The organism is Mesorhizobium sp. WSM4833 (assembly GCF_055811095.1).
Genome location: NZ_JBVVQG010000026.1, coordinates 1 through 24740, shown reverse-complemented (window position 1 = coordinate 24740; position 24740 = coordinate 1). Strand labels below are relative to the sequence as shown.

20 protein-coding genes and 1 pseudogene are annotated in these 24740 nt (G+C 60.3%); 8 read left to right on the top strand and 13 right to left on the bottom strand.

From position 1 onward, the window contains the following. Window positions 1-131: 131 nt before the first annotated feature. The 3 genes from AC0L2D_RS30700 to AC0L2D_RS30690 all read right to left on the bottom strand — a co-directional run bounded on the left by AC0L2D_RS30700 (window position 132) and on the right by AC0L2D_RS30690 (window position 3842). Window positions 132-1187: an acyltransferase family protein gene (locus tag AC0L2D_RS30700; RefSeq protein WP_164752850.1), complete on the bottom strand. Its 1056-nt coding sequence runs from the start codon at window positions 1185-1187 to the stop codon at window positions 132-134. A gap of 231 nt (window positions 1188-1418) precedes the next feature. Then, entirely contained in the window at window positions 1419-2525 is a 1107-nt protein-coding gene (locus AC0L2D_RS30695; RefSeq protein WP_196815422.1) for a glycosyltransferase family 2 protein, read from the bottom strand. A 39-nt stretch (window positions 2526-2564) separates the two neighbouring features. Continuing rightward, window positions 2565-3842, bottom strand: a complete 1278-nt coding sequence (locus AC0L2D_RS30690) for a glycosyltransferase family 4 protein (protein ID WP_024505414.1) — start codon at window positions 3840-3842, stop codon at window positions 2565-2567. Window positions 3843-4037: 195 nt separating this feature from the next. Here AC0L2D_RS30690 and AC0L2D_RS30685 point away from each other — a divergent pair, with 195 nt between their 5' ends. Continuing rightward, a complete protein-coding gene (locus AC0L2D_RS30685) occupies window positions 4038-5168 on the top strand; it encodes a glycosyltransferase family 4 protein (protein WP_024505415.1) in 1131 nt (376 codons plus the stop codon). On the opposite strand, the gene AC0L2D_RS30680 is transcribed toward AC0L2D_RS30685, so the two are convergent. Further along, complete coding sequence (locus tag AC0L2D_RS30680; protein WP_024505416.1) at window positions 5161-6393, bottom strand: glycosyltransferase; 1233 nt, start codon at window positions 6391-6393, stop codon at window positions 5161-5163. The genes AC0L2D_RS30685 and AC0L2D_RS30680 overlap by 8 nt on opposite strands. Before the next feature lie 244 nt (window positions 6394-6637). Between AC0L2D_RS30680 and AC0L2D_RS30675 the strand changes: the two genes are divergently transcribed. Continuing rightward, a complete protein-coding gene (locus tag AC0L2D_RS30675) occupies window positions 6638-7510 on the top strand; it encodes a glycosyltransferase family 2 protein (RefSeq protein WP_024505417.1) in 873 nt (290 codons plus the stop codon). 49 nt (window positions 7511-7559) lie between these two features. After that, window positions 7560-8831, top strand: coding sequence for a polysaccharide biosynthesis/export family protein (locus AC0L2D_RS30670; protein WP_245267659.1), 1272 nt, complete (start codon window positions 7560-7562; stop codon window positions 8829-8831). A gap of 104 nt (window positions 8832-8935) precedes the next feature. Here AC0L2D_RS30670 and AC0L2D_RS30665 read toward each other — a convergent pair whose 3' ends face one another. Then, complete coding sequence (locus tag AC0L2D_RS30665; RefSeq protein WP_155924994.1) at window positions 8936-9073, bottom strand: hypothetical protein; 138 nt, start codon at window positions 9071-9073, stop codon at window positions 8936-8938. A gap of 127 nt (window positions 9074-9200) precedes the next feature. Here AC0L2D_RS30665 and AC0L2D_RS30660 point away from each other — a divergent pair, with 127 nt between their 5' ends. Further along, entirely contained in the window at window positions 9201-9431 is a 231-nt protein-coding gene (locus tag AC0L2D_RS30660; RefSeq protein WP_127219079.1) for a hypothetical protein, read from the top strand. 12 nt (window positions 9432-9443) lie between these two features. On the opposite strand, the gene AC0L2D_RS30655 is transcribed toward AC0L2D_RS30660, so the two are convergent. From AC0L2D_RS30655 to AC0L2D_RS30645, 3 genes are all read right to left on the bottom strand, one after another. Further along, the gene (locus tag AC0L2D_RS30655) at window positions 9444-10238 is read right to left on the bottom strand and encodes a sugar transferase (RefSeq protein ID WP_024505420.1); all 795 of its coding nucleotides are present in this window, start codon (window positions 10236-10238) and stop codon (window positions 9444-9446) included. Between the two features lie 166 nt (window positions 10239-10404). Continuing rightward, complete coding sequence (locus AC0L2D_RS30650; protein ID WP_050596371.1) at window positions 10405-12222, bottom strand: GumC family protein; 1818 nt, start codon at window positions 12220-12222, stop codon at window positions 10405-10407. 173 nt (window positions 12223-12395) lie between these two features. Next, entirely contained in the window at window positions 12396-12731 is a 336-nt protein-coding gene (locus AC0L2D_RS30645) for a hypothetical protein (RefSeq protein ID WP_027163619.1), read from the bottom strand. 214 nt (window positions 12732-12945) lie between these two features. Between AC0L2D_RS30645 and AC0L2D_RS30640 the strand changes: the two genes are divergently transcribed. Both AC0L2D_RS30640 and AC0L2D_RS30635 read left to right on the top strand, forming a co-directional pair. Continuing rightward, on the top strand, window positions 12946-13185 hold the full coding sequence (locus AC0L2D_RS30640; protein ID WP_127385353.1) for a hypothetical protein: 240 nt from the start codon (window positions 12946-12948) through the stop codon (window positions 13183-13185). A 13-nt stretch (window positions 13186-13198) separates the two neighbouring features. Next, the gene (locus AC0L2D_RS30635; protein ID WP_473543910.1) at window positions 13199-15505 is read left to right on the top strand and encodes a mannose-1-phosphate guanylyltransferase/mannose-6-phosphate isomerase; all 2307 of its coding nucleotides are present in this window, start codon (window positions 13199-13201) and stop codon (window positions 15503-15505) included. A gap of 101 nt (window positions 15506-15606) precedes the next feature. On the opposite strand, the gene AC0L2D_RS30630 is transcribed toward AC0L2D_RS30635, so the two are convergent. After that, window positions 15607-16479, bottom strand: coding sequence for an FkbM family methyltransferase (locus AC0L2D_RS30630; protein ID WP_024505424.1), 873 nt, complete (start codon window positions 16477-16479; stop codon window positions 15607-15609). A 380-nt stretch (window positions 16480-16859) separates the two neighbouring features. Here AC0L2D_RS30630 and AC0L2D_RS30625 point away from each other — a divergent pair, with 380 nt between their 5' ends. Together AC0L2D_RS30625 and AC0L2D_RS30620 are read left to right on the top strand one after the other, a co-directional pair. Next, entirely contained in the window at window positions 16860-17141 is a 282-nt protein-coding gene (locus tag AC0L2D_RS30625) for a hypothetical protein (RefSeq protein WP_024505425.1), read from the top strand. Window positions 17142-17303: 162 nt separating this feature from the next. Next, window positions 17304-18005: a Crp/Fnr family transcriptional regulator gene (locus tag AC0L2D_RS30620; protein ID WP_024505426.1), complete on the top strand. Its 702-nt coding sequence runs from the start codon at window positions 17304-17306 to the stop codon at window positions 18003-18005. A 367-nt stretch (window positions 18006-18372) separates the two neighbouring features. On the opposite strand, the gene AC0L2D_RS30615 is transcribed toward AC0L2D_RS30620, so the two are convergent. From AC0L2D_RS30615 to AC0L2D_RS30600, 4 genes and pseudogenes are all read right to left on the bottom strand, one after another. Further along, window positions 18373-20091 carry a tetratricopeptide repeat protein gene (locus AC0L2D_RS30615; RefSeq protein ID WP_027163623.1) on the bottom strand — a complete coding sequence of 573 codons (1719 nt, stop codon included), beginning with the start codon at window positions 20089-20091 and terminating at the stop codon, window positions 18373-18375. A 46-nt stretch (window positions 20092-20137) separates the two neighbouring features. Continuing rightward, complete coding sequence (locus AC0L2D_RS30610) at window positions 20138-21541, bottom strand: HlyD family type I secretion periplasmic adaptor subunit (protein ID WP_027163624.1); 1404 nt, start codon at window positions 21539-21541, stop codon at window positions 20138-20140. Window positions 21542-21561: 20 nt separating this feature from the next. Continuing rightward, window positions 21562-23862 (bottom strand): peptidase domain-containing ABC transporter, encoded by a 2301-nt coding sequence (locus tag AC0L2D_RS30605; RefSeq protein ID WP_027163625.1) that lies wholly within the window; start codon window positions 23860-23862, stop codon window positions 21562-21564. 189 nt (window positions 23863-24051) lie between these two features. Then, a pseudogene (locus AC0L2D_RS30600) lies at window positions 24052-24740 on the bottom strand (hypothetical protein); the annotation flags it as partial.

Genomic DNA, 24740 nt, shown 5'->3' with positions numbered 1-24740 from the left:
AAAGACTTGGTTTCCAGGCCCATCCTCCAACAAATCGGCTGGAAGGTCATGCCGTCTAAAAGGCTAGGGGATGACAATCGACCAAAGGCGTAGGGGCAGGTGCAACCTCATCGCCAGCCTCTCCGTCTCATTCAGCTGCCTGTGAAGCGGCCGGAGAGATATCGGGTCAGCGGCACTTCAGCAAAAAGATAAACCAGCACCGAAACGCAGGTGACGGCCATGGGCGTCACGAACAACAGCACCGAGGCGAGCCGCGCCGAATCTCCGCTTTCGGCAACGAGCTTCTCGGATACGATAGCCACGAACCAGTGGGTCAAGTAGATCGCATAAGTGCATTTGGCGAGAAAGTTCAAGAGCTTGGAGTCGCTGAAGACACCGAGCTGCTCCAGAGCGACAACCCCCAGCAACAGGACCGACATCGGCATGCCGAGCGCGAGGAGACGGGGCAGCGCCGGCCAACAGAAAGGACGCAAGACTGCTGCTAAGGCTCCGAAGGCGACTGCCGCCGCCGCGAGGGTAACGGCCCCGCTCCACGGCAGTTTGAAAGGGAACAGCCCGGAGTTGGAAAGCTTGAAGATGACGATGCCGAAAGCGAAATCGATCAGGATCGGATTGGTGTAAAATACGAAAATGGGGTTCTCAATGCCTGATGTCTCGCCCGCGACCGCAAGAAGAACCGCGAAGGCGGCGGAATAGAGGATCCCATATTTCACGCTGACGAGTTGGAAAGCTGCGATGATCAGGCTGAATTCGACGATTACCAGCAAGGTCCACGTCGGATACAAGATGGGGTAGGGTCCGAAGGGGACGAAGGCGAGCGACATGAAAAGCTCGGACAAGGTCCTCTGATGGCTTTTCATCGCGTAGTTCTCGACAAGAAATGCGAGAATCGTGACGCCCCAATACAAGGGCACGATTCGAATGAGCCTCGTTCGCAAATAGGCGCCGGCCGACCTGCCATTGTTCCCAAGCACATGCGCGGTAAGAAAACCGGCCAGAACCATGAACAGATCCGTCCCGAAACGGAAAATGTCCAAGACACCCGGCTCAATATGGGCGGCGCTCACCACTCCGGACATGTGGATGTAGCCGATGGCGTAGGCGGATATGAGCCTCAAAAGCTGAGGATTGTGCCAGAACCTCCTTGCCCCAGCAGTCCGGGCGGCCGGATGGTATTCCGCGTTCACCCGGGTTATCAGTCCGAAGCTGACCGTGCCTATTGTTGAGAAGATCGCCCCACCCCAGGGACCCCAGCATCCCCTTGAGTCATATGGTCCAATGCATCGGCGATCAGCCCTCAACCGTTCTGTTACGAGGTCGGCCTCGCGGTGGCCTGTCCGTTCTTCTGCACGATCTTCATCCTTTGCGCCCATTGACGCGATCCTCAATCTGGTAGCACCCCCCGCTGCCGCTATCTATCAGTTGGACATTTCACGCGCTCGGAACGCGCCCGAGTTGGGCGACAGCCGCTTGTATGCGGACCGCGCGTTCCGCAGGATCCATTGCGGCGCAAGGAGCGTCGGCACTGCGCGGGTCCAATAGTGCGGCATTCCATGGTAACGGCCGTACAGGTACCTGATCGCTGCGCTCACCGCGATGGTCCGTCCCCCCGCAGTTTTAGCGTTGTTCAACCGCGCCATCACGTGCGTATCAAATATCCGGCGGCGAAACGCTTCGCACACAGCGGGTGTGTCCGCGAACAACGCGAAAGCAATCTGATCATAGGCGGCAACGTCGATCTTCAGGCGATCCAGCCATCCGAACTTGATATTGAACTGGTCGTTGCCCGACCGATAGCCGACACAAGGTTCTTGGACCACGCCCCATTTTCCAAACCGTTCGACAACACGGCCGATGATATAAACTTGGACGTAGTAATTCTTGAATTCCGAGACATTAGGCTCGGATGCGATCTCATTCCATTTGGCACGGTCTATCACCAGGGCGGACATGAAGCCCAGCAGATCACCCATCGTCGCGAACAGCGTACCGGCATCGGCGATCAGTTGTGTAGGCGGGATCCGACGGATGCCGGTCCGGCGCGTCATCGTCACGTCATAGTCGATCACGCCTAGCGTTAGACCGGTTACGCCGGGCCAACGCCGGATCGCTTCCAGCACCCGTGCTAGCCCGCCCGGTTCCAGATGGTCGTCGTCGCCCATCAGCCAGATGTAATCGCCCTTCGCCGCCTCCACGACCGCCAGGAAATTGCCGTCCACTCCCAAGTTCTTCGGCTGGGAAAGCAAGGTGTAGTGCTTGATGCGACCCTTATAGCCTTCGGCCACGGCGACCGTATTGTCCGGTGAAGCATCATCGCTGACCACGACCTCGATCGCGTCCTCCAAAGCTTGGGCGATGATGCTGTCTAACAATTCCGCCAGCATGGACGAGCGGTTGTAAGTCGGGATGCAGATCGAAATGGTCGGCACGGGTTTCGGTCTGCGGCCAGGATCGGTGGTTACACGGCGAGGCCGGCGCGCGCGATGAGCGGCTGCCACCAATGCTCGCAAGTCGTTCTCGTCCATCGTGCTCTCCTGGAGGTCAATCCGAAGACTGGCCGCCGGTCAATCGCCGAACTCCCCGAAATCGGCGTCGACCTGAATCATGAGTTCGAGGTATTTCCACGCTATCCACCGCCAGGAATAACTGCTCGCCCTGGCGTTCCCCTTGGTAACCAAACGCTGCCGCAAGTCTGGGGCTAGCATCAACAGGCGGATGGCTTCGGCCCATGACTGGACGTCGTCGGGATCGGCATAAAGGGCCGAATCCCCGCAGATTTCGGGAAGACATGGCGAGGTCGAGGCCACGACCGGGCAGCCCGAAGCCATCGCCTCGACCGCCGGCAGCCCGAAGCCCTCGATCCGTGACGGGAACAGGAAGCACAGGGCGCCTTCGAGCGCCTTCTTGAAGTCGTCGTCCCCTATGCGGCCAGGAAGGACGATGTTTCCGGGCATTTGCGGGATGTACCTCAGGAGCGTGGCCTCGTCGACATCGCCTGGCATCCACAGGTCAAGACCCATCGCGTCGAGGTGTGGGGCCAGCCTGGCGAGAAGCCCCATGTTCTTATATTCCTGGTCCCGCCTCCCCAAGCAGAGGACATACGGCCTGCTCCGGTCGACGGCCAGAGTTGATCTCGCCGCATCCCACCGGTTCGCATGGTCGCTGCCGTTGTAGGTGACGACGATGTTTTCTTCTGGCGCGATTCCGAACTTGATCAGATGGCTGCGTGAGAGTTGCGAGACGGTCGTGATGCGGGCGGCCTGCCTGCCAAGTGCCGGCAGGATCAAGCGGTGCGCCCAGCGGAATCCTCGCGCGTAGCTCGACGGCATGAGCCTTGTGTGCATGTCATGGATACACGCGATCTGGCGCCTCAGCGCGACGGGAGCGAGATTGCAGAAGCTCAGCAATCCTCCAGGCACATGCCAGGGCAACTGCGCCTGCACCCAAAATTGCGGCAGTCGCGGCCTGCTGAATTCAGGAACGACCCGGACGGGGATGGCATCGAGGCGCAAAGGTTCCGAAAGCGGACGCGGCACCACGAGATCAATCTCCAGGTCGCGACCGAGCGGATGCCCTTCTGAAATGAGGGCGTCGAGAGCCAAGGTGACCTCGCGGGCGTAACGGGCCACACCGGTTGGCCGAAGCGTCGTGAAGTCTCCATTTATCGTCCAGCGCCGTCTCGGCGCTTCCCGGTCCGCGCACACCGCAGCGGGATGGCCGATCAGGAAGTCGGCGCCGGCGACAGCGGATCTGGCCAAGGGCGTGTCGGCACGGTGTCTGTTCGCCGGCCAGGCCGATCTTGGTTGCGGCGACTCCCTCGTATCGAACCCGAGCTTGGCCATGTCCAGCTTCCCCGACCTTCCGGCACCCTAGGCAGACTAGCATTCCCAGGAACACCAAGGCCCTTAAACGTTCGAGGTAGGTACGCTGTCCGACGTCGCCAATCCGGATGATTGCAACTTAGCCGAATGACCCGATGGCCATGGTGACCTGGCGTCTTGACGGTTCCACACTGAAAGTTCCAAGGGGTGGACGACATGGCGCGACGTTGGACGATCAATGGGCGGTTTCTTTCGCAGCCGACAACAGGCGTTCAGCGTTACGCGCGCGAGGTCGTGCGCGCTCTCGACACCTTGTTGGCCGAGCAGAACCCGCTGACCCGCGGCCTCGAGCTTGCACTGCTCCACCCTCCAGGGTCCGGAGACTTCCCCCTGGCTTGCATCGAGCGTCGAGAGATCGGCGGCATGAACGGGCATGCCTGGGAACAGGTGCAGCTCCCCTCATCCCTGGATGGCAGCGGACTGCTCAGCCTCTGCAACACAGGGCCGCTGCTTTCCCGCAAGCATATCGTCTGCGTCCATGATGCAAACGTCTGGAATGCCCCGCAGAGCTATTCATTTGCCTTTAGACTTCTTTACAGGAATCTGTTGCCCGCCCTCGGCAAGACGGCGTGCGGTATTTCGACCGTTTCCAACTACTCCTTGGATGAACTGGTTCGCCGCGACGTCATCCCGGCAGAGCGGGCTTTCGTGGCGCCGAACGGCCATGAGCATGCCTTGCGGTGGGAGCCTGAACACTCAGCACAGACGCGGCTGGCGGCCTCGCGGGAAACCGTTGTCCTGATCGGCAGTGCCGCACCTCACAAGAATCTGGATCTCCTCCTGAACATGGCTGATCGTCTTGGCGAAGCCGGACTCAGAATCGCGATTGTCGGCATGTCGGATTCGCGCGTCTTTAGGTCAGGATCCGCCAGGACCGAAGCGCGAAACATCCACTGGCTCGGCCGCATTTCGGATGGCGAGTTGGCGGCCCTCCTCGGGGACTCGCTATGCCTGGCTTTCCCCTCGCTCACGGAGGGCTTCGGTCTCCCAGCCCTCGAGGCGATGGCCGTCGGCTGTCCTGTCGTGGTTTCAGACCGCGCCAGCCTGCCTGAAGTCTGCGGCAATGCAGCGCTGTTTGCATCCCCAGACGACCAGGACGCATGGTTCGACAGTTTCGTGCAGCTTCGCACTTCTCAGGCCCTGCGCGCTCAGATGATGGGCAAAGGAAAGGCGAGAGCCGCGGAATACAGCTGGAGGGCGACGGGCCTGCGTTATCTCCAGGCGATGGCGGCCGCAGACGGCGTCGATACGGAAACGAAGATCGTCAGGGCTCCCGAATTCACATGATCTCGTGAAGTGCCTGGACGGCGTCTAGCGATTCCAGGATCGCGCGGTCGAAGTTCTCTTCTGAAAAACGTCCTGCATTTCTGGCGCAAGCGCGCGGCGCAATGGCATGGCTATTCTCTTCGAACCGTTCCACTGCCTGCTTGAGGTGATCGACCGTTTGAGCCTTGAACAGCACTCCTGTCGGCTCGGAGGATGATCCTAGCCGCTGTACGATGTCGACGGCGCCGCCGCGACCGAAGGCGACCAGCGGCGTCCCGCAGGCCTGTGCCTCGGCCAGCGCTATGCCGAAATCCTCGCAGCCCGCAAACACCATCGCCTTCGCCCGCGCCAGGGTGTCCACATAGTCTTTCCGGGGCAGGTAGCCCGAGAAGGTGACGTTGGGACCGGCAAGCGCCCGCAAGCAGGCTGATTGCTGCCCTTCGCCAACGATGACCAGTCGCCGCGACGGCATTTCGTTGAAGGCCCGGATGACAAGGTCGGTGCGCTTGTAGGGGGCGAGGAAGGACGCTGAAACGTAGTAATCGTCCTTATCCTCCACACAAGGCAATTCGCCCAGTGTGACCGGGGGGAAAACGACGCGCGCCTGGCGCCCGTAAATGTGCTGGATACGGGAGCGGACATAATTCGAGTTCGCCAGCATCAGGTCCGGACCGTGCGCGGTTCTCGTATCCCATGTCCTCAGGCGATGGAGCATGTAGCGATAGAGCATTCCCTTGGGGCCGAAACCAAGCCGTCCCTGCTGAAGATAGGAAAATTGTTCATCCCAGGCGTAGCGGACGGGACTGTGCACATAACACAGATGCGGCTGGTCCGGCCTGGTGATGACGCCGCGCGAGAAGGCGGCCGACGACGAGATCACCGCGTCGTAGCCCGTCACGTCGAATTGCTCGATCAGAAAGGGACAGAAAAAGAAGAGGGATCGATAGAATTTATGGACCATCGGTATCCGGTTGGCCGCAGACGTATGGAATTCCACGTCGTGGAAATATTGCTCCTTCACCTCTTGTGGCAGGAAATCGAAAAGCGTGAAGACCTCGGCGTTGGGGAACTGCTTGCAGATTTGCGCAAGAACCCTTTCCCCTCCCCGGAAATTCGGGCACCAGTCATGAACGATCGCTATCCTGGCATTGCTGTCGAAGCCGGGCCCCGGCGCGGCCGGCAATTCTTCGATGGATACATCGATCTTGGCAGCGACGGCCAAATCGGAAGAGCGTTCGTGGAGCATGGTTCCCCCTAGCCTCATAAGGCTGGCAGTCTCCATTCCATGTCGTTGCTCCGGCAAGCTGTCCGATCGGCTACACACCGCTACGGGCGCATGGCCATCTAATACTTGCGGATGTGGTCCGTCACCGGGATACTCCGAAAGCCTGTGTCCGGCGGTAGGCCAGGCTCCTCCCGTCTCCTTTTATGCAGGCTGTGTCGGTCCACTCGTCGGTCTAGGTTTCGGCGGAACCGAAGCTGGATCGAGCATGAGACTCATAGTGATCATCCCGACGCTTGGCCGCAGCGGACAGGTCGGGCGTTTGCTTGGATATTTGGGCGGCCAGACGAGGCTTCCTGATGAGGTCATAGTGTCGGCGCCCGACGCCTCGCATGTCGGCCTGCCGGAAAGCTGTCCTTTCCAGGTGTCACTCGTTTTCGGACCGAAAGGACTGGCTGCCCAGCGGAACAGGGCTCTCGTACCTTCCCTGGGGCGCTTCGACATCATCACATTCTTCGACGATGATTTCGTTCCGTCCGCCGAATATCTGCAGCAGGTCGAGAAAGCTTTCGTGGAAAATGATGGATGGGCGGTGGTGATGGGCACGGTCGTCAGGGACGGTGCCACGAATGCTGGCCTCACCTGGGAAAATGCCGAAGCCGCCTTGCGGGAAAACGAGGGCAAAAAACATGATGGACCGCCGGTGGTCGACCATGTCGGAGCATACGGATGCAACATGTCCTTGCGTTCCTCGCTTGTGGGCGATTTGCGCTTCGACGAGCGCCTCGTCTTGTACGGCTGGCAGGAAGACATCGACTTCACCAGCCAAATGAGATCCAAAGGCCGCGTGGTCTGCGTGACCGCGATCACGGGCGTCCATCTCGGTATCAAGACAGGGCGGGTCAGCGGCGAGCGGTTCGGCTACTCCCAGGTTGCGAATGCGATCTATCTGATCAGGAAGGGCTCCGTTCCGGCCTCTTTCGCTCTTCCGCTGATGTTCAGGAATATCGCCGCGAATCTCGCAAAGAGCCTGCGGCCTGAGCCGTATATCGATCGCAGGGGCAGGCTCAGGGGTAACATGCTGGCGATCCGGCACATCGCCATGGGACGAATCGAACCCGAATACATCCTGAAAATCTGAAGGTGGGAAGACAATGCGGAAATGGCTTGTGACAGTGGCGGCGGCTTCATTGGCGGCGGCTGCCTGCCCCTTGCCGACGGTGGCTGCCGAGTACCTCCTCGGACCTCAGGACAAGGTCAGGCTCAAGGTCTACGAATGGCGCGCATCACGCGACGTGATTTTCGAATGGACGGCTCTCAACGACAGTTTCGTCGTCGGTGCCGACGGCACGCTCTTCCTTCCATTTGTCGGCCAGATACGCGCGCAGGGCACCGCCCCCGGCGACCTCGCCCGCGCGATCGGCGACCGCCTGATGCAGCACATGGGCCTCGGCCGCCAGCCGGATGTCGCTGTCGAGATTGTCCAGTACAGGCCGTTCTACATTGTCGGCTACGTCACGCAGCCAGGCGAGTTCCCCTACAGGCCCGGGCTGACGGTGCTGCAGGCGCTGGGAATCGCCGGCGGCCTGCGAACACGCGAGGAAGACATGTCGAGGCTCGAGCGTGAAGTCATCGTGGGTCAGGGCGATGTGGGTTTGTTGGCGCTGAGCAACGTCAGTCTGCTCGCTCGCAAAGCACGGCTGGAATCAGAACTAGCTGGCAGCGACGACATCGCCTTCCCTGCGCAACTGAAGGACAGAGCTTCGAACGAGACGGTCGCGGTGGCGATGGAGCAGGAGCGCAAGATCTTCGCCGTCCGCAAGGACGCCATGGCGACGCAACTCCGTGCCCTGCGCGAACTCAAGGATTTCCTCGAAAAGGAACTGACCTCGCTCGGCCAGCAGATGGCCTTCCACGACCAACAGATCGAACTTATCCAGAAGGAACTCGCGGGTGTTTCGGCCCTTGTCCAGAAGGGGCTGGCGGTTGCACCGCGGGAACTCTCTCTACAGGGAACGGTCGCACAGATGCAGAGCGACAGGTTGGTTGCCGAGACCTCGCTCTTGCGAGTCAGGCAGGAGATAAGCAAGACCGACATCGAGATCCTCAACCTCGGCAATAGCCAAGCCAGCGAAGTCGCTGCTGCCTTGCGCGAGACGCAACTGCAGCTCAATGAAGTGACCAGCAAGGCCAACACCGCGGTGCAGTTGTTGCACGATACCGAGGTCACGGCCCCTGCTCTGCTCGCCCTTAGAGAGCGCGCCGAAAGGGCCAAGCCGATCTTCAAGATCGTGAGGACGACGGACAGCGGCTCGCAAGAACTCACGGCTGAGGAAACGACGCCGATCGAGCCAGGCGATACCGTGAAGATCGATATCCCCGCCCCGCCGTCCGGCTTGGCTGCTCTACCTGTAGAGGACGACGTCCAGGCAGGGACGGTTTCTGTTCAAGGTACCAATTGACAGGCTTCATGATTGGCGCGGGTGCCGGCTCGCAACGCCTTCGACATGACCTCCGAACCCGAGACCGTTGGTGGCCGCCTGGACGGGTAAAGAACGCGCCGGCGTCATGGCCAGAGCGGTTCAGAGTGGGCGGAGCTGCCAGCTCGCTGCAGGTGCTTGTTTTTCTGCTGTTCCACACGGAAAACCGCCGCGCACCTTTCTTTGAACTGGTTCGCTTCAAGTTCAATGATCTGGCCGACCATGCTAGCAATTTCCGGCGGCACTTGCCTTGCACTTTGAGGCCGCATATCAGTGGGCACGCTGACGATGCCTTCCCTGCCGCAGTGAGGCGATCAGTTCCTGCGGGTATCACTGGAGATGTCGGTGCTCATGAGTGTAATCGCTATATCGGCGGCAGGCGTTCTGATGGGACTGCGCTTCAAGGCTCCTGCGCTGATCGCGGCGACTGCGCTGCTTGTGGTCGGAAGCTTTGCCTGGAATGGGCTCGGGTTGCCGGGCTACGTGACCGTCACTAAGTTCCTGATACTGTCATTCGTCTTGGCTGGCGCCTATATCATCGGTCTGTCCCTGTCCGTCCACCGGAAGCGCAAGGAAAGGTGACACGGCGGGACTTCAGGAAGCCCGGTCGAAACGTATGACTGCGAAAACCGTCCTGAACAGGATCACGATATCGAGCCAAACCGACCAGTTCCGCACATACTGGCAGTCCAGCTTCACGCGGTTGGCGTAGTCCATGCTGCTTCTTCCGTTCACCTGCCACAGACCGGTGAGCCCGGGCTTTGCCCGAAGGTATTCCCCTAAGTGGTCGCCGTAGCATTTTAGTTCGTCCTTGACGATGGGCCTTGGACCCACACAACTCATGTCGCCGCGGATGATGTTGAACAATTGCGGGAGTTCGTCGAGGCTCGACTTACGCAGCATCCACCCAAGCACCGTGACGCGGGGGTCGTTCCTGATCTTGCGGGTCTCCTCCCATTCCAACCTGACTTGAGGGTTGCTGTCGAGAAATGACTTCAGAACTTCGTCCGAATTGGTGACCATCGAGCGGAACTTGTAGCAATCGAATGGCTTTCCGCCAAAGCCGATGCGGCTATGCGAGAACACTGCCGGGCCTCCTGCCGTCATCCTGATCAGCAGAGCAACGACAATCATTACCGGCGCGGCAACCATAAGCGCCGTGAATGCTACTACCAGATCCATGATGCGCTTCAGGAGACCGCCCACAGGAGGGTTCGTCGTTCCCAACCTGAGCGCAGGCGAAAGGTCCGTCAACACTGCCCCGGCACCGTTGTTGTCGGATGCGGGAAGGACGTGCAGGACTGCCGTTCGGCTGTCGGACGGGATAGGCAGAGATGGCTGAACCCAGATCGGGGCTGCCTGATGTGACTCGAAGGCGTTCGTTGTCATGGAACAATCGCTGTTTCGACTTGTTGTTGCACTCTTCCAAGGTCGGAGGTTGTCGACAAGAAGGGCAAAGGAGGTAGCGTGACGCTCAGGGGCTATCCCCCTAATCCCAAGGAATGATCCTCCTAGACTTTTTGCAACTTCCGAAGGAGAATGTCTCGCTACGGTTTCATGCTTTACGGCGCTTGGGCGCGCGGACCCTGGCCAAGAGTACGCCTAGTATCGGGGTCCTGCAGGCCTGCAACGTCTTGACAAGTTCCTGCAGCGTCTGGACCTGTGTCTTGCCCCACTCGGCAACGATCACCACGCCGTCCAGGACAGATCCGACAATCAGTTCGTCGGCACCCGAGGCAAGCGTCGGCAGGTCGAGTATGACAATGTCGTAGGCAGGAAGTCCGTTGGCGGCAAGGTCACTAGCGGCTAGCTCCGAGAGGAACGCCTCCATCTTGCTAGGCGCCAGGAGGTGTCTGGCGTCCACGGTCGAACTGGAAAGGATGTCGAACGGCCGCCCCGCAGCACGAACGATGTTGAGACGGACAGGGTCCTGGCACGGTAGGTCGAGGGCTCCCGACTGGCTCAGAAGCCGCGAGGGGGTCATGGTCGGGCGCCGGATGTCGGCGTCAATCACCAGCGTCTTCAGGCCCGACATCGAGTAGAGCGTAGCGAGATTGCTGGCCACCGAACTCTTCGAACCGTCGTTGGATACGGCAGTCAACCCAAGAAACCTGATCGGGCGGCTGGTTTCCGCAAGGCTTATCTCGGTTCGCACTTTTCTCAGGCTATGGCTGTATCGGGATTGCGGAGATCTTGCCACTTGGTCGACAAGGCCCGATCTTCTGCCGATCGGCGGCAGTTCTCCGAGGCATTCGACGCCCAGATTGTCGCGGATCTGTCGTGGCGACCTTATGGTCCAGTCAAACGCGTGCCTTACAAACGCAAGTCCAATACCGAAAATGAGACCGGCAACCACCGCGAAGGCCAGCATCAACTTCGGCCTTGGAGCGCTCGGATTGAGCGGCGCCGTCGCAGCTGTGATGACCCTTGCATCGGCAACCGGATACGACTGTTGGCTTACCGAGTTGGTGTAGGCCTGCAAGAAGCTCTCGTACATCTTCTGGTAGGTTTCAGCCGTCACCTCAAGTTCTTCGAGCGTCGGCTCAGCACTCGTCCCGTCTGCTTTGGCTTCAATGCCGACGCTGTAGTCGTGCCGTGACCGGAACTGCTGCGCTTTTGCCATGGCCTCATTCATTTGAGTTCGCAGCTGCTGAAGCCGCATTTCCAGCCACGCGCCTCCTTCCTTGGCTGCGTCAGTCTTGGTTTCGATCTGCTCACGTACGAAGGCATCGGCCGTGGCGTTCGCAATCCTGGCTGCGCCCTCGGGATCAGGAGAGGTGAAGGATATGTCAATCGCGTAGGAAACGCCGACTCGGCGGACGTCGAGGCCGTTGCGGAAAACCAACATGCTCCGACGGAACTTCTGAAAATCGGTCAGCATGGGGGGTGCGGCAGGCTCGCTAAGAGCGAAATGCTGCAGCCAGGCGCTTTTCCGCAGCCCCAAGGCGTCAAGCAGGACAGCTCCGGTCTTCGTCAATCTGTCCCGCAAAGTCGGAGACTGGGAACGATTGAACTGCGCATCGTCGACGAGTTTCAACTGGTCGAGCACCATCGCTGCGATTTTTTCCGACTGCATTACAGCGATCTGGCTTTCCACCTGGGCAGTATCCAGTGACAGATCCACTTCGCCGCCCTCCTGCAGGTGTTGCGGCAATTTCGGCTCGATCAGAATCTGCGCGCTGGCGATGAAAGTTGGGTCGGTGCTCGAATTGTAAAACCCCGCCAACAAGAGAGCCATGGCAAGGCAGGCAATGATAGTTCCAGCGTAGCGGCGCAGAAATTCGGTAATGTCGGAGAGCCCAATGAACTCTTGGCCGGCGGAAGCCTGCTGGTCCGTCATCGAGGGCCATTGATTGGTGAACATGCGATTCATTCAGCTTCTCCTGCAGGCATACGCAGACACCCAGAGCAGCCCGCTCCATGCAGGCGGCCGTTGCATGCGGCCGGTCTTTGCATTGAAAGCCGAGGCCCCGCGATCCCAGACTGCTGCGGAAGATTACTCCCGTGATCCGGAAGGTAAATGCCGCCAATTGGCGTATGCGAAACTTAGGACCCGTGGGGCGGTAGAACGCGCGGCAGCGCTGCTCTCGCGGCGTCGACAAATGACGTCTGCTGTTCCAGCAAGGCCTGCCGTCCGCGGATGATCGCCAGGTTCTGCTCGAGAGTACCGATCTGCGCGGACATGCGTTCGGGACTCTCGCCATTTTCCATCGCTTCCAGGGCGAACGCAGCACAGTCCGTGACCCTTTCCACGCAAGGGCGCAGTGCCGCGATTTCCTTCTCGATGTCCATCTGAATGACCTCCAGAAGACGGGTCAGGCGACCGAACCGCCGTTGGTCGACATTCTGGCCGAATGGGAACCTGAGTGCGGTCAGCGGCATGTTGCAGCCATCTTTCTCGTTGCACCCGAGAGGGGACGCACCTTGCAGAATACAAGACTCTCATGCTTGCACGAGACATCCTTTCGGTCATCGGCGGGCATGCTCATATTGGATGAGGGGTGGCAGCTAGGGCGATAGGGCTACTCGAATTCATGAAGGCGGCCACGTGCGGCGCGTGCTACGACTGTTTGCGCTAAACTGCGGAGCGGAAATCGTGACCGTGAACATAGTCGGACACGCGAGTCCAAACACATTCGCCTTCAAAACCAGTGCCCCGATCAAAGCCACGGGCTTTCAGGACGGCACCTGGGGCCTGGGCGTCGTCGAACAAAGCGGAGATCGTCCTGGTTGTGGAAAGCCTGTGTCGCCAGAGCGGCGCCGAGAGATACTCGAGGCTCTCGATGGCGTGCTGGGCGGCAATCCAGAGTTCGGAGCCTACAACCAGACATTCTGAGAGGAATTGGACCATGTCTGACCGGATCGTAAGTTTTGTCATGAGCGGGGGGGTCGGCTCACGGCTGTGGCCGCTCTCGCGCGAAGACAACCCCAAGCAATTCCACGATCTTTCGGGGGATGGCTCTATGCTTGCCAAGACTGTTCGTCGCCTTAAGGCGCGGCCGGACGGAGAGACGCCGATCTACCTGATAGCCTCCGAACGGCATGCCGAGCGCGTTATCTCGGACCTAGTACCGCTCGGCCTGAACGGCGGCAGACCGATCTTCGAGCCGGTCGGCCGCAATACCGCGGCCGCCGTCGCCATAGCCACCCTGCAAACGATCTCCGAATATGGAGCCGACGCCCTTGTGCTCGTGGTCCCCTCCGACCATCAGATATCGACGACAACGCAATTCTGGGAAACCGTCAAGGCCGGCGTGCCTGCCGCCGATTCAGGAAAGATCATCGTGTTCGGGATCAAGCCGACGCATCCCGAAACCGGATATGGTTACATCGAGACCACGGCAGATGCTGACGCAGTAGCCTCGGTTTCGCGCTTTGTCGAAAAGCCGAACGCCAAGTCGGCTCGCAAATACATGTCTTCGGGACAATTCTACTGGAACGCCGGCATTTTCCTCTTTCGAGCCGACACCATGCGGGAGGCTTTTCTCCAGTTCCAGCCCGACATCTGGGACGCCGCGGAACGGGCTTACAAGGGAGCGCGGACCGACGTCTCGGGCCTTTATTTGACACAAGGCTTCTACTTGGCCGTCCCCTCGACCTCGATCGACTACGCAATCATGGAGCATGCGCGCGACATCGCAATGGTTAGGGCCTCGTTCCACTGGACCGACCTTGGCTCATGGCAATCCCTAATGGAGGCCAGCCCCACGGACAGCAACGGCAATGTCACAATGGGCGATATCGTCACCATCGATTGCCAGGACTCTTACTTCAGAAGCCAGGGCAGACTGCTGACCGTCGTCGGGATGAAGGATGTTGCGATCGTGGCGACGCCAGATGCGGTATTCGTCGCACCCGTCAGCCACAGCCAGAACGTGAAAAAAATCGTCGAACAGCTGGAGAAGAGCGGACGCCTCGAAACGAAATTTACTGCCTCCGAAGACCGGATCATCATCAGTGGCTCATGGCGCAAGCGCGTGGAGCACTGGCTCTTCGAAGAAACCCTGCCGCTGTGGTCCACCGCTGGCGTCGACGATGTTTACGGCGGCTTCCATGAGGCCCTGGGCTTCGATGCGAGGCCATTGGGCAAACCCAAGCGCATGCGCACTGCGGCTCGCCAGATTTACGCTTTCGCAGTCGCCAAGGAACGTGGCTGGACTGGTCCGGCGGACAAACTCATCAAACACGGTATCGACTTCATCGCAAGATTCGGCCGCACGAACCGCGGCGGGTGGGTGCGAACTCTCAATGCCAACGGCAGCGTGGCCGACCCGACCGAGGACGCCTACGACCATGCCTGCGTGCTCCTGGCGCTGGCTCAAGCTCACCGATGCGGACATCACGATGCCCTGGAACTGGCACAACAGACGTTTCATTTCATCGACGCCCATCTCGAGCACGACAGTCTGACCGGGTTCCTCGAGAGCCCCGGCTGGAACGGTGCGCGGTCTTCGAACCCACACATGCACATGCTGGAATCATTTCTTGCCTGGTATGGCGCCACGGGCGACCGTGAATATCTGCGTCGGGCAGCACGCATCATCGATCTCTTCCGAAGCCATTTCTTCGACCAGGAAAGCTGGACGGTTGGGGAACGTTTCGACGCCGATTGGTTGCCGTTGCAGGGAGATGAAGGACAGTGGACCGAACCGGGGCATCACTTCGAATGGGCTTCGCTCCTTGTCGATTTCGCACGAGCGAGCGGCCAGAAAGACTTGGTAGCCTACGCAAGGAAGCTCTATTCATCGGCGGTCGCCAGTGGATTGAACCGGGCAACAGGTCTGGCTTTTGCTGCCGTATCGCGGCAGGGAATTCCTCTCGACCGGCTCTCCCGCAGCTGGCCGCAATGCGAAGCCGTCAAGGCAGCCGTAGCCTTGGATGGCATTGGCGGGCCTGACCTGAAAGCTGAGATCGAAGCCCGTGTCGCGCGCCTGTTCAGATGGCACATCGATCCCGCGCCGCTTGGCTTGTGGATCGACAGGATTGACGAGCGCGGAAGGTCACTGGCAACGGAGGTGCCGGCGAGCATCTTCTACCATCTGGTGACGGCATTGATGCAGTATCTGGACAAGACCGCGGGCCAAGTCGAACCTTTCCCGCTTCCTGCTTCGGACGTGAGCAAGACGGGTTTGAGGCAGGTACTGGGTCGCTCCTGATGCGACGATCCTGAGATACGGTGTTCGTGCCGAACCGTGGTTGGCGAAGGTCGTCTGCACCGAACCTTGACGACCGCAGATATCGGCTCCTGGCGCGGCCGCTAAGGCACAGCCTTGGCCGCGCGCACCGGCAACGCTCGCTTTCCCCCGGTCGTCGGCCGCCGTGAGGCTGCCGGTGCTGCCAGGAGTTCCGAGGCAATGAATATGAGGTTCTCGCCGTTGACGAGGCTGTCGATCTTCCTTCCGCTCAAAAGCGAGTAGACGAAAGTGAGGCAGCCTCGGCCGGGAAACATAAAGTCGTGTGGTTCCACGATGATGCACGGCACATGCTTGAGGACCTTGCCGCAGTCTCGCGTTGCCTCCAGCTCCGCGCCTTCAATGTCCATCTTAAGCATCAGCAATTTCGCCTTGGGCAGTCTGGCAAGAAGGCCCCGTAAGGTGACCGACGGCACGCCTTCTCCGTCTGCCACGCCCCGTGCCCACGATGGGCGCTCGCTGTTGACAAGTGCAACTTCGCCCTCGTGGCACCAGAGTGCGCCGTAAACAGACATGATCCGCTCTAGACCGGCGCAGTTCGAGAGTAAGACTTCATGCGTTTGGCGATCCGGTTCGATGGCCATCACCACAGCATCAGGATACTGGTCTCTGAGGAAAATCGACGAGTAGCCAACGTTAGCGCCGGCATCCACGATAACGGGTATGATCCCCCTCCGTCTCCATCCTGCCGCGAGCCGGTTGAGCGCGCTCTGTCCACCCTTTCCAATTTCATATTCGCCGTGCCCAAAAATTTGTGACATGACAAACAAGTCGCTGTCGGTAGGCCTGATCAGCAATTCATGATCGCCACAGCGAACTTTCATCGCCGAGCCGATCCCGAGTGCGCGGCGAAGGAGTACTGAGACCAGTTTCCTCCAGCCGATGGCGCGCGCGAGCCCGTCAATGTGATAGAGCTTGGCGTAGAACGTCCGGTTCATCGTCGCAGTATCACCTGAGGATGTGCCAATCTCCATACACCCTTAGGGAGTAGCCAGGCCGGCTCGCCACCGAAGCAAATTGCCCGCACACACCCCCCGCATGCATATTCCTGCCATCATGCCCTCCCCGGTTCGGTCGTAGGCATGCTTCCTGCGCCGCTTATCAGCAAGGTACCGCAAGGTGATAGCGACGTCGTAGCTACGGCAAATTCGGTAGCACTTGCCTCTGTGTCGCTGCCTCAAAGCGGGATAGTATGCTTTGGGAAGATGCCTGACGCCACATTGAACGACCTCTCCCGATCATGGAAATGCGGTTAATTCGTCAAGGCGTTGTAACTTTGAGACGTGAACCATCTTGTCCGAACGGTTGAGACGCAACGATGGCCAAAAAAAAAGTCCGTGCGAGACCCAGCAGTGACCTTCTGAAACTGCTTGCCACAAGGCCTAGAGCGGTGGCGCTTGCTGCGCTGCACGTGAGTGAATCCGTGCTGCTGGAACTCGAAGCGTCCGAGCTTTTGTCAGCAGCAGAGATTAGAGGGCTACTTAAGGACGCGTCGATGACGTTACGAAATGCCGCCGAGCAAGCGGACAATCGCAGCTGCCTCGTCGCCAGCGAAATAGTCGATTCCATGCGGGAAAATTTCAAGAGAAATAAGACTTAACCTGTCGCCATCGGCCGACCGGGAAAAACTTGTTATCTTCAACCAAAACTGCCGTTGCCACGTCATCGATAGTGCATTGGAGCATATTCTTCACATCAATTTTAATGTACGGTGTATGCGAGGGAGGTAGTTCGGGCAGTAGTTGGGCGGGGTTGCTTCTGAATGACGCCACATCCATTTTTGCGCGGGAATGAAAAACGCCTGTCGTATGAGGACGATACGGCGCTGATCAAAAGGCTGGGATTCACGCCGAAGCGCTATCTGGCGGAGACGGTCATCGTCAATCAGGGCGAGGATTGCGATCGCATGTTCATTGTCGAGTCGGGCTGGGGGTGCATTTCTCATGAACTTGCCGGCGGGCAGCGACAGATTCTAGATTTTGCACTGAAAGGCGACATCGTCCTACCTCAGTCCTACTCGGGCAGGGCTCTTGAAACGTTTGTGGCTCAAACCGAAATTTCAGTTCTGGTGGCTTCGACCAAGACATTTGCCGTTGCGGCCATGCAGTCGCCCCATCTGTTCTCCCTTGTTCTCGAAACCCTCGTGCACAATGCAGCGGTTGTCGCTCAACATCTCACCAATGTGGGACGACGCAGCGCCTTGGCGCGGACGGCGCATCTCTTCCTCGAACTGATGACGCGTCTGGAACGAATCGGCTCTGTCACGCGCAACAGCTATGAATGCCCTCTCACCCAGTACGATCTGGCGGACGCACTGGGACTCACTCCCATTCATGTCAACCGGATGCTGCGGGAACTGCGCGAGCGCAAGTTTCTCGAATTTCGGCAGGGCCACGTTCGTGTGCTCGATCAGCAGGGCCTGACTAAATTTGCTGGATTCGAGCAGGAATATGTCGACGGTTGAGACGTCCCGGCATGCGATGGCAAGCAATCTTGTTCCCCAGTAGCGGCCATCGGGCAAGATCGAGAACGGGCTTTTCCGGGCAGCATCCACTTTCCGGCGGCGGATCTGTTCCGTGTGGCCCGCTCCCTATTCCGACTGGCGTCCGCTGGCCAGGCGCCGGCCAATTCAATCTCGGTTTCTTGGCGCGATCTCTCGCGGTTGCCTAAGCGACACCGTCCTTGGCGTCCCGCTGCAGCGGCGAGTCCGCTCGGCCCAATTTGAGGACCACAATCAGGAGCGATAATTGGTGCTCGGTGCTCGGATCCTAAACAGAGCGTAGCTCTTCCACCAGACCTATGGCCCCCGCAGAGCCAGCTTTCGAGGCAAACTATGAGAGTTCATTCGCCGCTTCCTGAACACCCTGCGCAAATGCTCGCTCGAGCCAAAGGCGGCCTGCTACCGGGTTGTGTTCCCCGGCACGACCATTGCAGAGATAGCCCCCGAGCATGAGTTGGGCATAGCCATGTCCCCGCTCGGCGGCGGCGGCGAACCATTTCTGCGCTGCGACCGGGTCGAAGGACAGACCTTGGCCATTCGCGTACTGGGCACCGATCGCAAACATAGCCCCGGCGTGCCCGGCTGCGGCTGCCCGCTTGAACCACTGCGCGGCAGCCTGAGGCAAACAGGCGCCGCCACGTCCGTTGAGAAGCATTTCGGCAAACGCCACCTGCGCGTCGACCATGCCAGCATTGGCCGCCCGCTCAAACCAGCAACGGGCTTGTTTCAGATCGGCAGCCACGCCGCGCCCATCCTGAAGCATTCGCGCGTAGGCATATTGCGCTTCGGCCACGCCTTCGGCTGCCCGCCTCACCCATCGGGCAGCTTGCTCCTCGTCCTTTCGCACGCCGACGCCCTCGGCAAAGCAGAGGCCGAGGTTGAACGCTGCAATCAGATCGCCCGATGAGGCGGTCGCCTCGAACCATCCAGCGATGCTGGCGCGGTCGCCAGGCTCGCCTGCTCCTTCGATAACCAGATTGGCAAAGTCGACCTGCGCTTGCTGATTTCCCGCATTTGCGGACGTACGCAGCCAACGCGCTCCCTCTTCGACGTCCCGTGCGACTCCGTTTCCGGAAAGATAAAGCGATGCCAACGCACGGGCAGCAGCCTGATGGCCGGCATTTGCCGCCCGTCGGTACCATGTTGCGGCGTCCGCATAGTCTGGCGGCGAACTCTTCACATGCCGATCGCCCAGACGATAGGCTGCCTCAATATTTCCTGCCAATGCGGCCCGCCGCATCCACGCCTCGCCGGCGGCGATATCTTGACCTGCAAGGCCACCCTCGATGAGCGCCAATCCCAACCGGAATTGGGCTGAGGGCAAGCCTTTCTCCGCGGCAAGCTGATACAGTCGCGCGGCTGCCGGTCGATCAGCTGGCATGCCGCGTCCATGCTCAGTCAGGACCCCAAGAAGGTAGATTGCGGTTGGCAGACCGGCGTCGGCAGCGCGTCGAACCTCGGCGGCAACTTTGGCCGTCTGCGCAGGCTGCCCGCGCCGGGCGAGGGAAAGAGCAAGGCCCAGGCATCCCTCAGGGCAGCCGGCTGCCGCAGACTTCTCATACCAGCCATGCGCCGCATCCAGGTCCCGCATCGCTTCGGGGCCTCTGCTAAGGATATAGGCGAGAATTGCCTGCCCGGTTGCGGAGCCAGCTTCGGCTGCCTTTTTCGCGAGCCCGAACGCTGCCGCGAATTCCGGCTCCCGCGAGGAATCCCGTTCGAACAAGCTTTGCGATTCCAAGCCATTGCCGTCGGGCTCCTGCGCCGCCAGTCCAGCCACGTAAAGCGCGGCGAGGAGCGACTGGGCATCGGGGCTGCCGTGATCGGCCGCTCGCCGCAGCCAACGCGCGCCTTCCGACCGGCTTGGCGGCACACCCAAACCTTCGAGATAGCAACGAGCGACGCGGTATTCGGCCTCGACAATCCCGGCGCGTGCCGCAATTGCCAGCAGCGGAAAGGCTTCTAAAGGCTTGCCGCTGTCAGAAAGCTGGATCGCCCGGCGCAATACCAGCGCTGGTGGACCGTAAGCAGTCAGGCGGTCAAGGATTGCCATCGATGCGAGAACGCATACCTCCGTTTGTCGCGCACGGCGCCCGAGCCTATGGCTCCCTCATCGCTTCTTGGCCTAGGGGGAGTATGGCGCCGAGAATATACTTGAGCACGGTACGGCGGCCGACCTTGACGTCAGCGGTTACCGGCATGCCAGGGACGATCGTGAAACTTGCGGGCACGCCATGGAGGGCGACCTCGTCGATGGAAATCTGCGTGCGGTAAAACAGGTCAGCGTCCGGGGGCAGCATGGCCAACGAGCTGTTCGGGTCGCGCGCCTGTTCCCGGGCCGAGAAGGAATCCGGGCTCACCGTGCGCACAGTGCCATGCGCGAGGCCATATTGCGAATATGGAAAGGTGTCGAACTTGATGGCCACGGGGTCACCGACGTGGACGAACCCACTGCTACGGCCGACAATGTTCGTTTCGATTTCAAGCACCGCGTCGTCCGGCACCAGGGTCATCAGCCGGTCACCCGATTGCAGGATAGACCCGACGGAAACCTTCGCCACTGACTGAACGATGGCGTTTGCATCGCTTTTCAGCTCGACCAACTGCTTACGCAGCTTTGCCTTGTTGAGAAGCTCACGGGCATCGGACATACGCGAGCCCGCCTCCGACAGGCCTTGCGAGACTTCCGCGCGCCAGCTCTGGATGTAGCCATCGCGGTCGGCGGCCACCGTCGCCTGTTGTCGCTTGGCAGCTTCCGATGTCTGCTCGGCGTTGCCGAGCGCCCGGGACATCTCTGCCCAGTTGTCCTCGGCCAGAAGCGTATTGAGGCGGCTGCCCACCTGTCTTGCTTCCAGTTGCTTGCGCATCCGTTCGATCGAAGCCGCGACGGCCAGTCGCTGGCGGTAGCCGTCAGCATCGGACCGGGAACGCGAGATCACGGAACTGAGTTCATCGCTCTGCCGGTCAAAACTCGACAGCTTGGCGTCGTAGACGGCTTTTCGACGATCGAAGATCGATGCCTGCAGGGTCCAACTCGGGTCCAGACCGTCATAGCTGAAGGGCTTTCCGTCGGCTTCCGCTTTCAAACGGGCCACTTCGGCTTCAAGTGTCGAGACCTGTGTCGTCAGCGCAGCAAGGTCAGCGGAGGCGAAGGTCGCGTCGAGGCGAGCAAGCGTTTGACCGGCTCGCACGCGCTGTCCTTCGCGCACCTCGATCGAGCGGACGATCGCCGTCTCGAGCGGCTGCACCAGAATATTTGGCGATTGCGACACCACGAGCCCTCTGGTGGAGACGACCTGATCGACCGGTATGAGCCCTGAGAGTGTTATCAGGGCAACGACCATGCTTGAGATGATCCAGACCATGCCGCGCGCCATTCGTGGGACGGGCGCATTGGCGATGGCCGTCGACGGCCATTGGAATTCCAGGATGACGGGCATCGTCGGATCGCTCGGCTCTGTCCGGCGCCGGACGGGAAGACTGGAATGGGTGATGCTGCTCATGGGCGCCCCGAAGCCGATGCTCACACAAGTCTCGGCGGCACAGCGGCCAGACGAGCTTGGCGGTTGTCAAGATGCCGGTTCTGCTGCATCCAAAGCTGGCGGTAGAGCGCACATCGTTCGAGCAGGGTCGCATGCGGCGCGACATCGAGGACCTGGCCCTGATCCATGACCAGGATCTGGTCGCATTCGGTCAGCGAGGAAAGCCGGTGCGAAACAATAATCATCGTGCGGCCCCTGGCGATGCGCATGAGATTGGCGCTGACCACCGCCTCGCTCTCCGGGTCAAGCGCGCTGGTCGCCTCGTCAAGGATCATGACGGTCGGATCGTGGATGAGCGCGCGCGCAATCGCCAGCCGCTGCTTTTGACCACCCGACAGGTTGGGCGAACCTTCCTCAATATAGGTGTCATAGCCGTTGGGCATGCGTTCGATGAATTCTTCGGCGCCGGCAAGGTGAGCGGCTCGCATGGCGTCGGAAAGGGTCAGGCCGGGGCGCCCGGCGATGATGTTGTCTCGAATCGACCCGCGGAAAAGGAAATTGTCCTGGAGGACCACGCCGAGCCCCTGGCGAAGGTGACGCAGGTTGATTTCCTTGAGGTCGACGCCATCCAGCTTGAGAAAACCGCTGTAATCGCGATTGATCCCCTGCAGAAGCCGCGCAATTGTCGATTTCCCTGAACCGCTGCGCCCGACGATGCCGAACATCGTCCCTGCTGGAATGTCGAAGTTGACCCGGTCAAGCGCTGGCGTGTTGGTGCCGATGTAGGTGAAGGTCAGATCACGGAAACTGATCTCGCCAACGAGCTTCGGCCTCAGGCCTGTGGAATTCGAACTGCTTTCCAGGGGTCGGTTGAGGACGGATCCTGCCTCGCTGATTGCCGCCCCTACCTCCTCGAAGTCCTCGACCAGTCGAGCAAGACCGACGAGAGGCTGTGCGACGCGTTGGGCGATCATCATGAATGCGAACAAGCTGCCGACCATGTAGCCAGACGTGTCGCTCATCGCCAGATAAGCTCCGATCAGCATGGTGCCGAGGACCATCGCACGCTCGATTGGCGTGACAAGCGTCTGCGGCCAGTTGGCAAGCTGCCCGAAGGCAAGGCGCGCCCTGCCCGCTTCCGCCACCCGCTCGTCCCAAAGCGCCCTGCGTTGCGGTTCGAGACCGAGCGCCTTCACCGTCTTGATGCCGACGACGGTTTCGCCGAGCGCCGCCGCCTTCCAGGTCTCGGCATCGACCACTTGCTGGTAGCGGCGGCGCAACGGCGCGAGAAAGGCGAAGATGATCAACATAATCACGCCCGCGCAGGCAAGCACCATCCAGCCCAGCGTGGCGTTGATATAGAACATCACCGGGATCAGCACGCAGAGCGTGATCAGATCCAGGAACGTGCTGAGGAGTTTTCCGGTGAGGAATTCGCGGATGCGATAGATCTGCGCGAGATGGTACATCGTCTCGCCGGCCGGATGACGCTCGAAATAATCAAGTGGCAGACGCAGGAGCCTGCTGAAAACATGCAAGTTCAGTTTGGCATCCAGGCGGGCGCCGACGACGTTGATGATCAGCCGTCGGGCGTGACCGAGGAGCGTCTCGTAAACGAACAGGACGGCAATTGTGGCCGACAGGAGCACGAGGGTTGAAACGCTGTTGAACTGCAGCACCTTGTTGACCAGCGTCATGACCATGAGAGGCGGCAGAACGGTAAGGAGGCTGAGCGTGAACGAGGCGATACCGATGTCACGCATAGAACGGCTTTCGAACCGTACCAGGTCGATCAACCAACCGAGGGTGAAAGGCGCATCGGCCGCGATATAGGATCGCGCTGGACGCAACAGCACGGCCTCACCCGCCCACACCTGCGACAGCCGCAACTCGTCGATGGCGATGGCTTCGGCATCCTCGGGCGCGTCCGCACTTTTGAGGAAGACGACATTCCGCTCTGGACTGGCCCCGGTCAGGAGACCTGCGCCACCGTCATTGAACAGCAGGACGACCGGTCCCGTGTGCTCGAAGCGCAGAAGATGCGACCAGCGGATGCGAAGCGCACGCGACCACATGCCGCCGTTCTGGGCCCATTGCGAGAGATCGGTCGCGTTTGGAACCGGGCTTGCGCTCGCCACCTTGAACTCGTTCGGGTCGAGTTCGACGCCATGATAGCGGGCGACGCGTAGCACCGCCTCGAGGCGCGGGGCAATCCGGTCGAACTCGGCGGGTCCGCCGGGTGCCCTCCCCGCCTCGCTCTGGCTGCCAACCTTGCCAGTCGCCTCCGCGTCCACGCGGATCGAGGTTGGCCGTGCATCGGCGTTCAGAGGTATGCTCACCATGCACTTCCCCTCCGGCCCACAAGCGAGGGTTCAAGGATGCTCCGGGCAAGCCGTCCCAGCCGGGACTGCTGACAAAACCCACTATATTCCAAATAGGCCAGCCGCACGGGCCCTTTGCCCGCCTGGAAATGGTGAACGCGCGGCACTTGCGTTCCCGCAAGGGCCGCGCGTTCTTTCTTCAACCTGGACTCAGTCATTAGGTTTCAGAATATCCTTCATTGCCTTCTTCAGCGTGTCGTCGGTGTTAGTGTATCCGGCGCCTTGCTTGCCCTTGTCAGAAGTCAAGTCGGACGTTGCACCGGATGTCTTGTTCTGGTTCGGACTAAGGCCCTTGATCGTATTGAGAACGTTCAAGAGATCGCTCGTCACCGAACCCCCAGCCAGGCCAACGAGCTGCCGGAACGAGGCTTGGCTATCGGTGTCGCTGCTGGCGGCCGGGCCCGATTGCAAGAACTGCTTGGAGTCCTTGAGTCCGATCGTATCGGCCGAGACCTTGGCGTGGTTGCCGTTACCTGGCGAACCATCGTTGTCGGACCCGTCATTGCCATGCCCCTTGCCTGGGTTGCTGCTGTCGCTTCCATCAGGATCGTTGCCGCCACCGTTGTTGCCATGGTCGCGGTCACCGGTCCCGCCGCCCGAGCCAGTCGCACCTGTCGGACCTGTCGAACCGGTGGCTCCGGTCGAGCCAGTCGAACCTGTAGAGCCTGTTGCTCCAGTCGAACCGGTCGAACCTGTCGATCCGGTCGAGCCAGTTGCTCCGGTATCACCGGTTGCTCCTGTGGCGCCGGTCGAGCCGGTTGCTCCGGTCGAACCTGTTGCCCCAGTAGAGCCGGTCGAACCTGTCGATCCGGTCGAGCCAGTTGCTCCGGTATCACCGG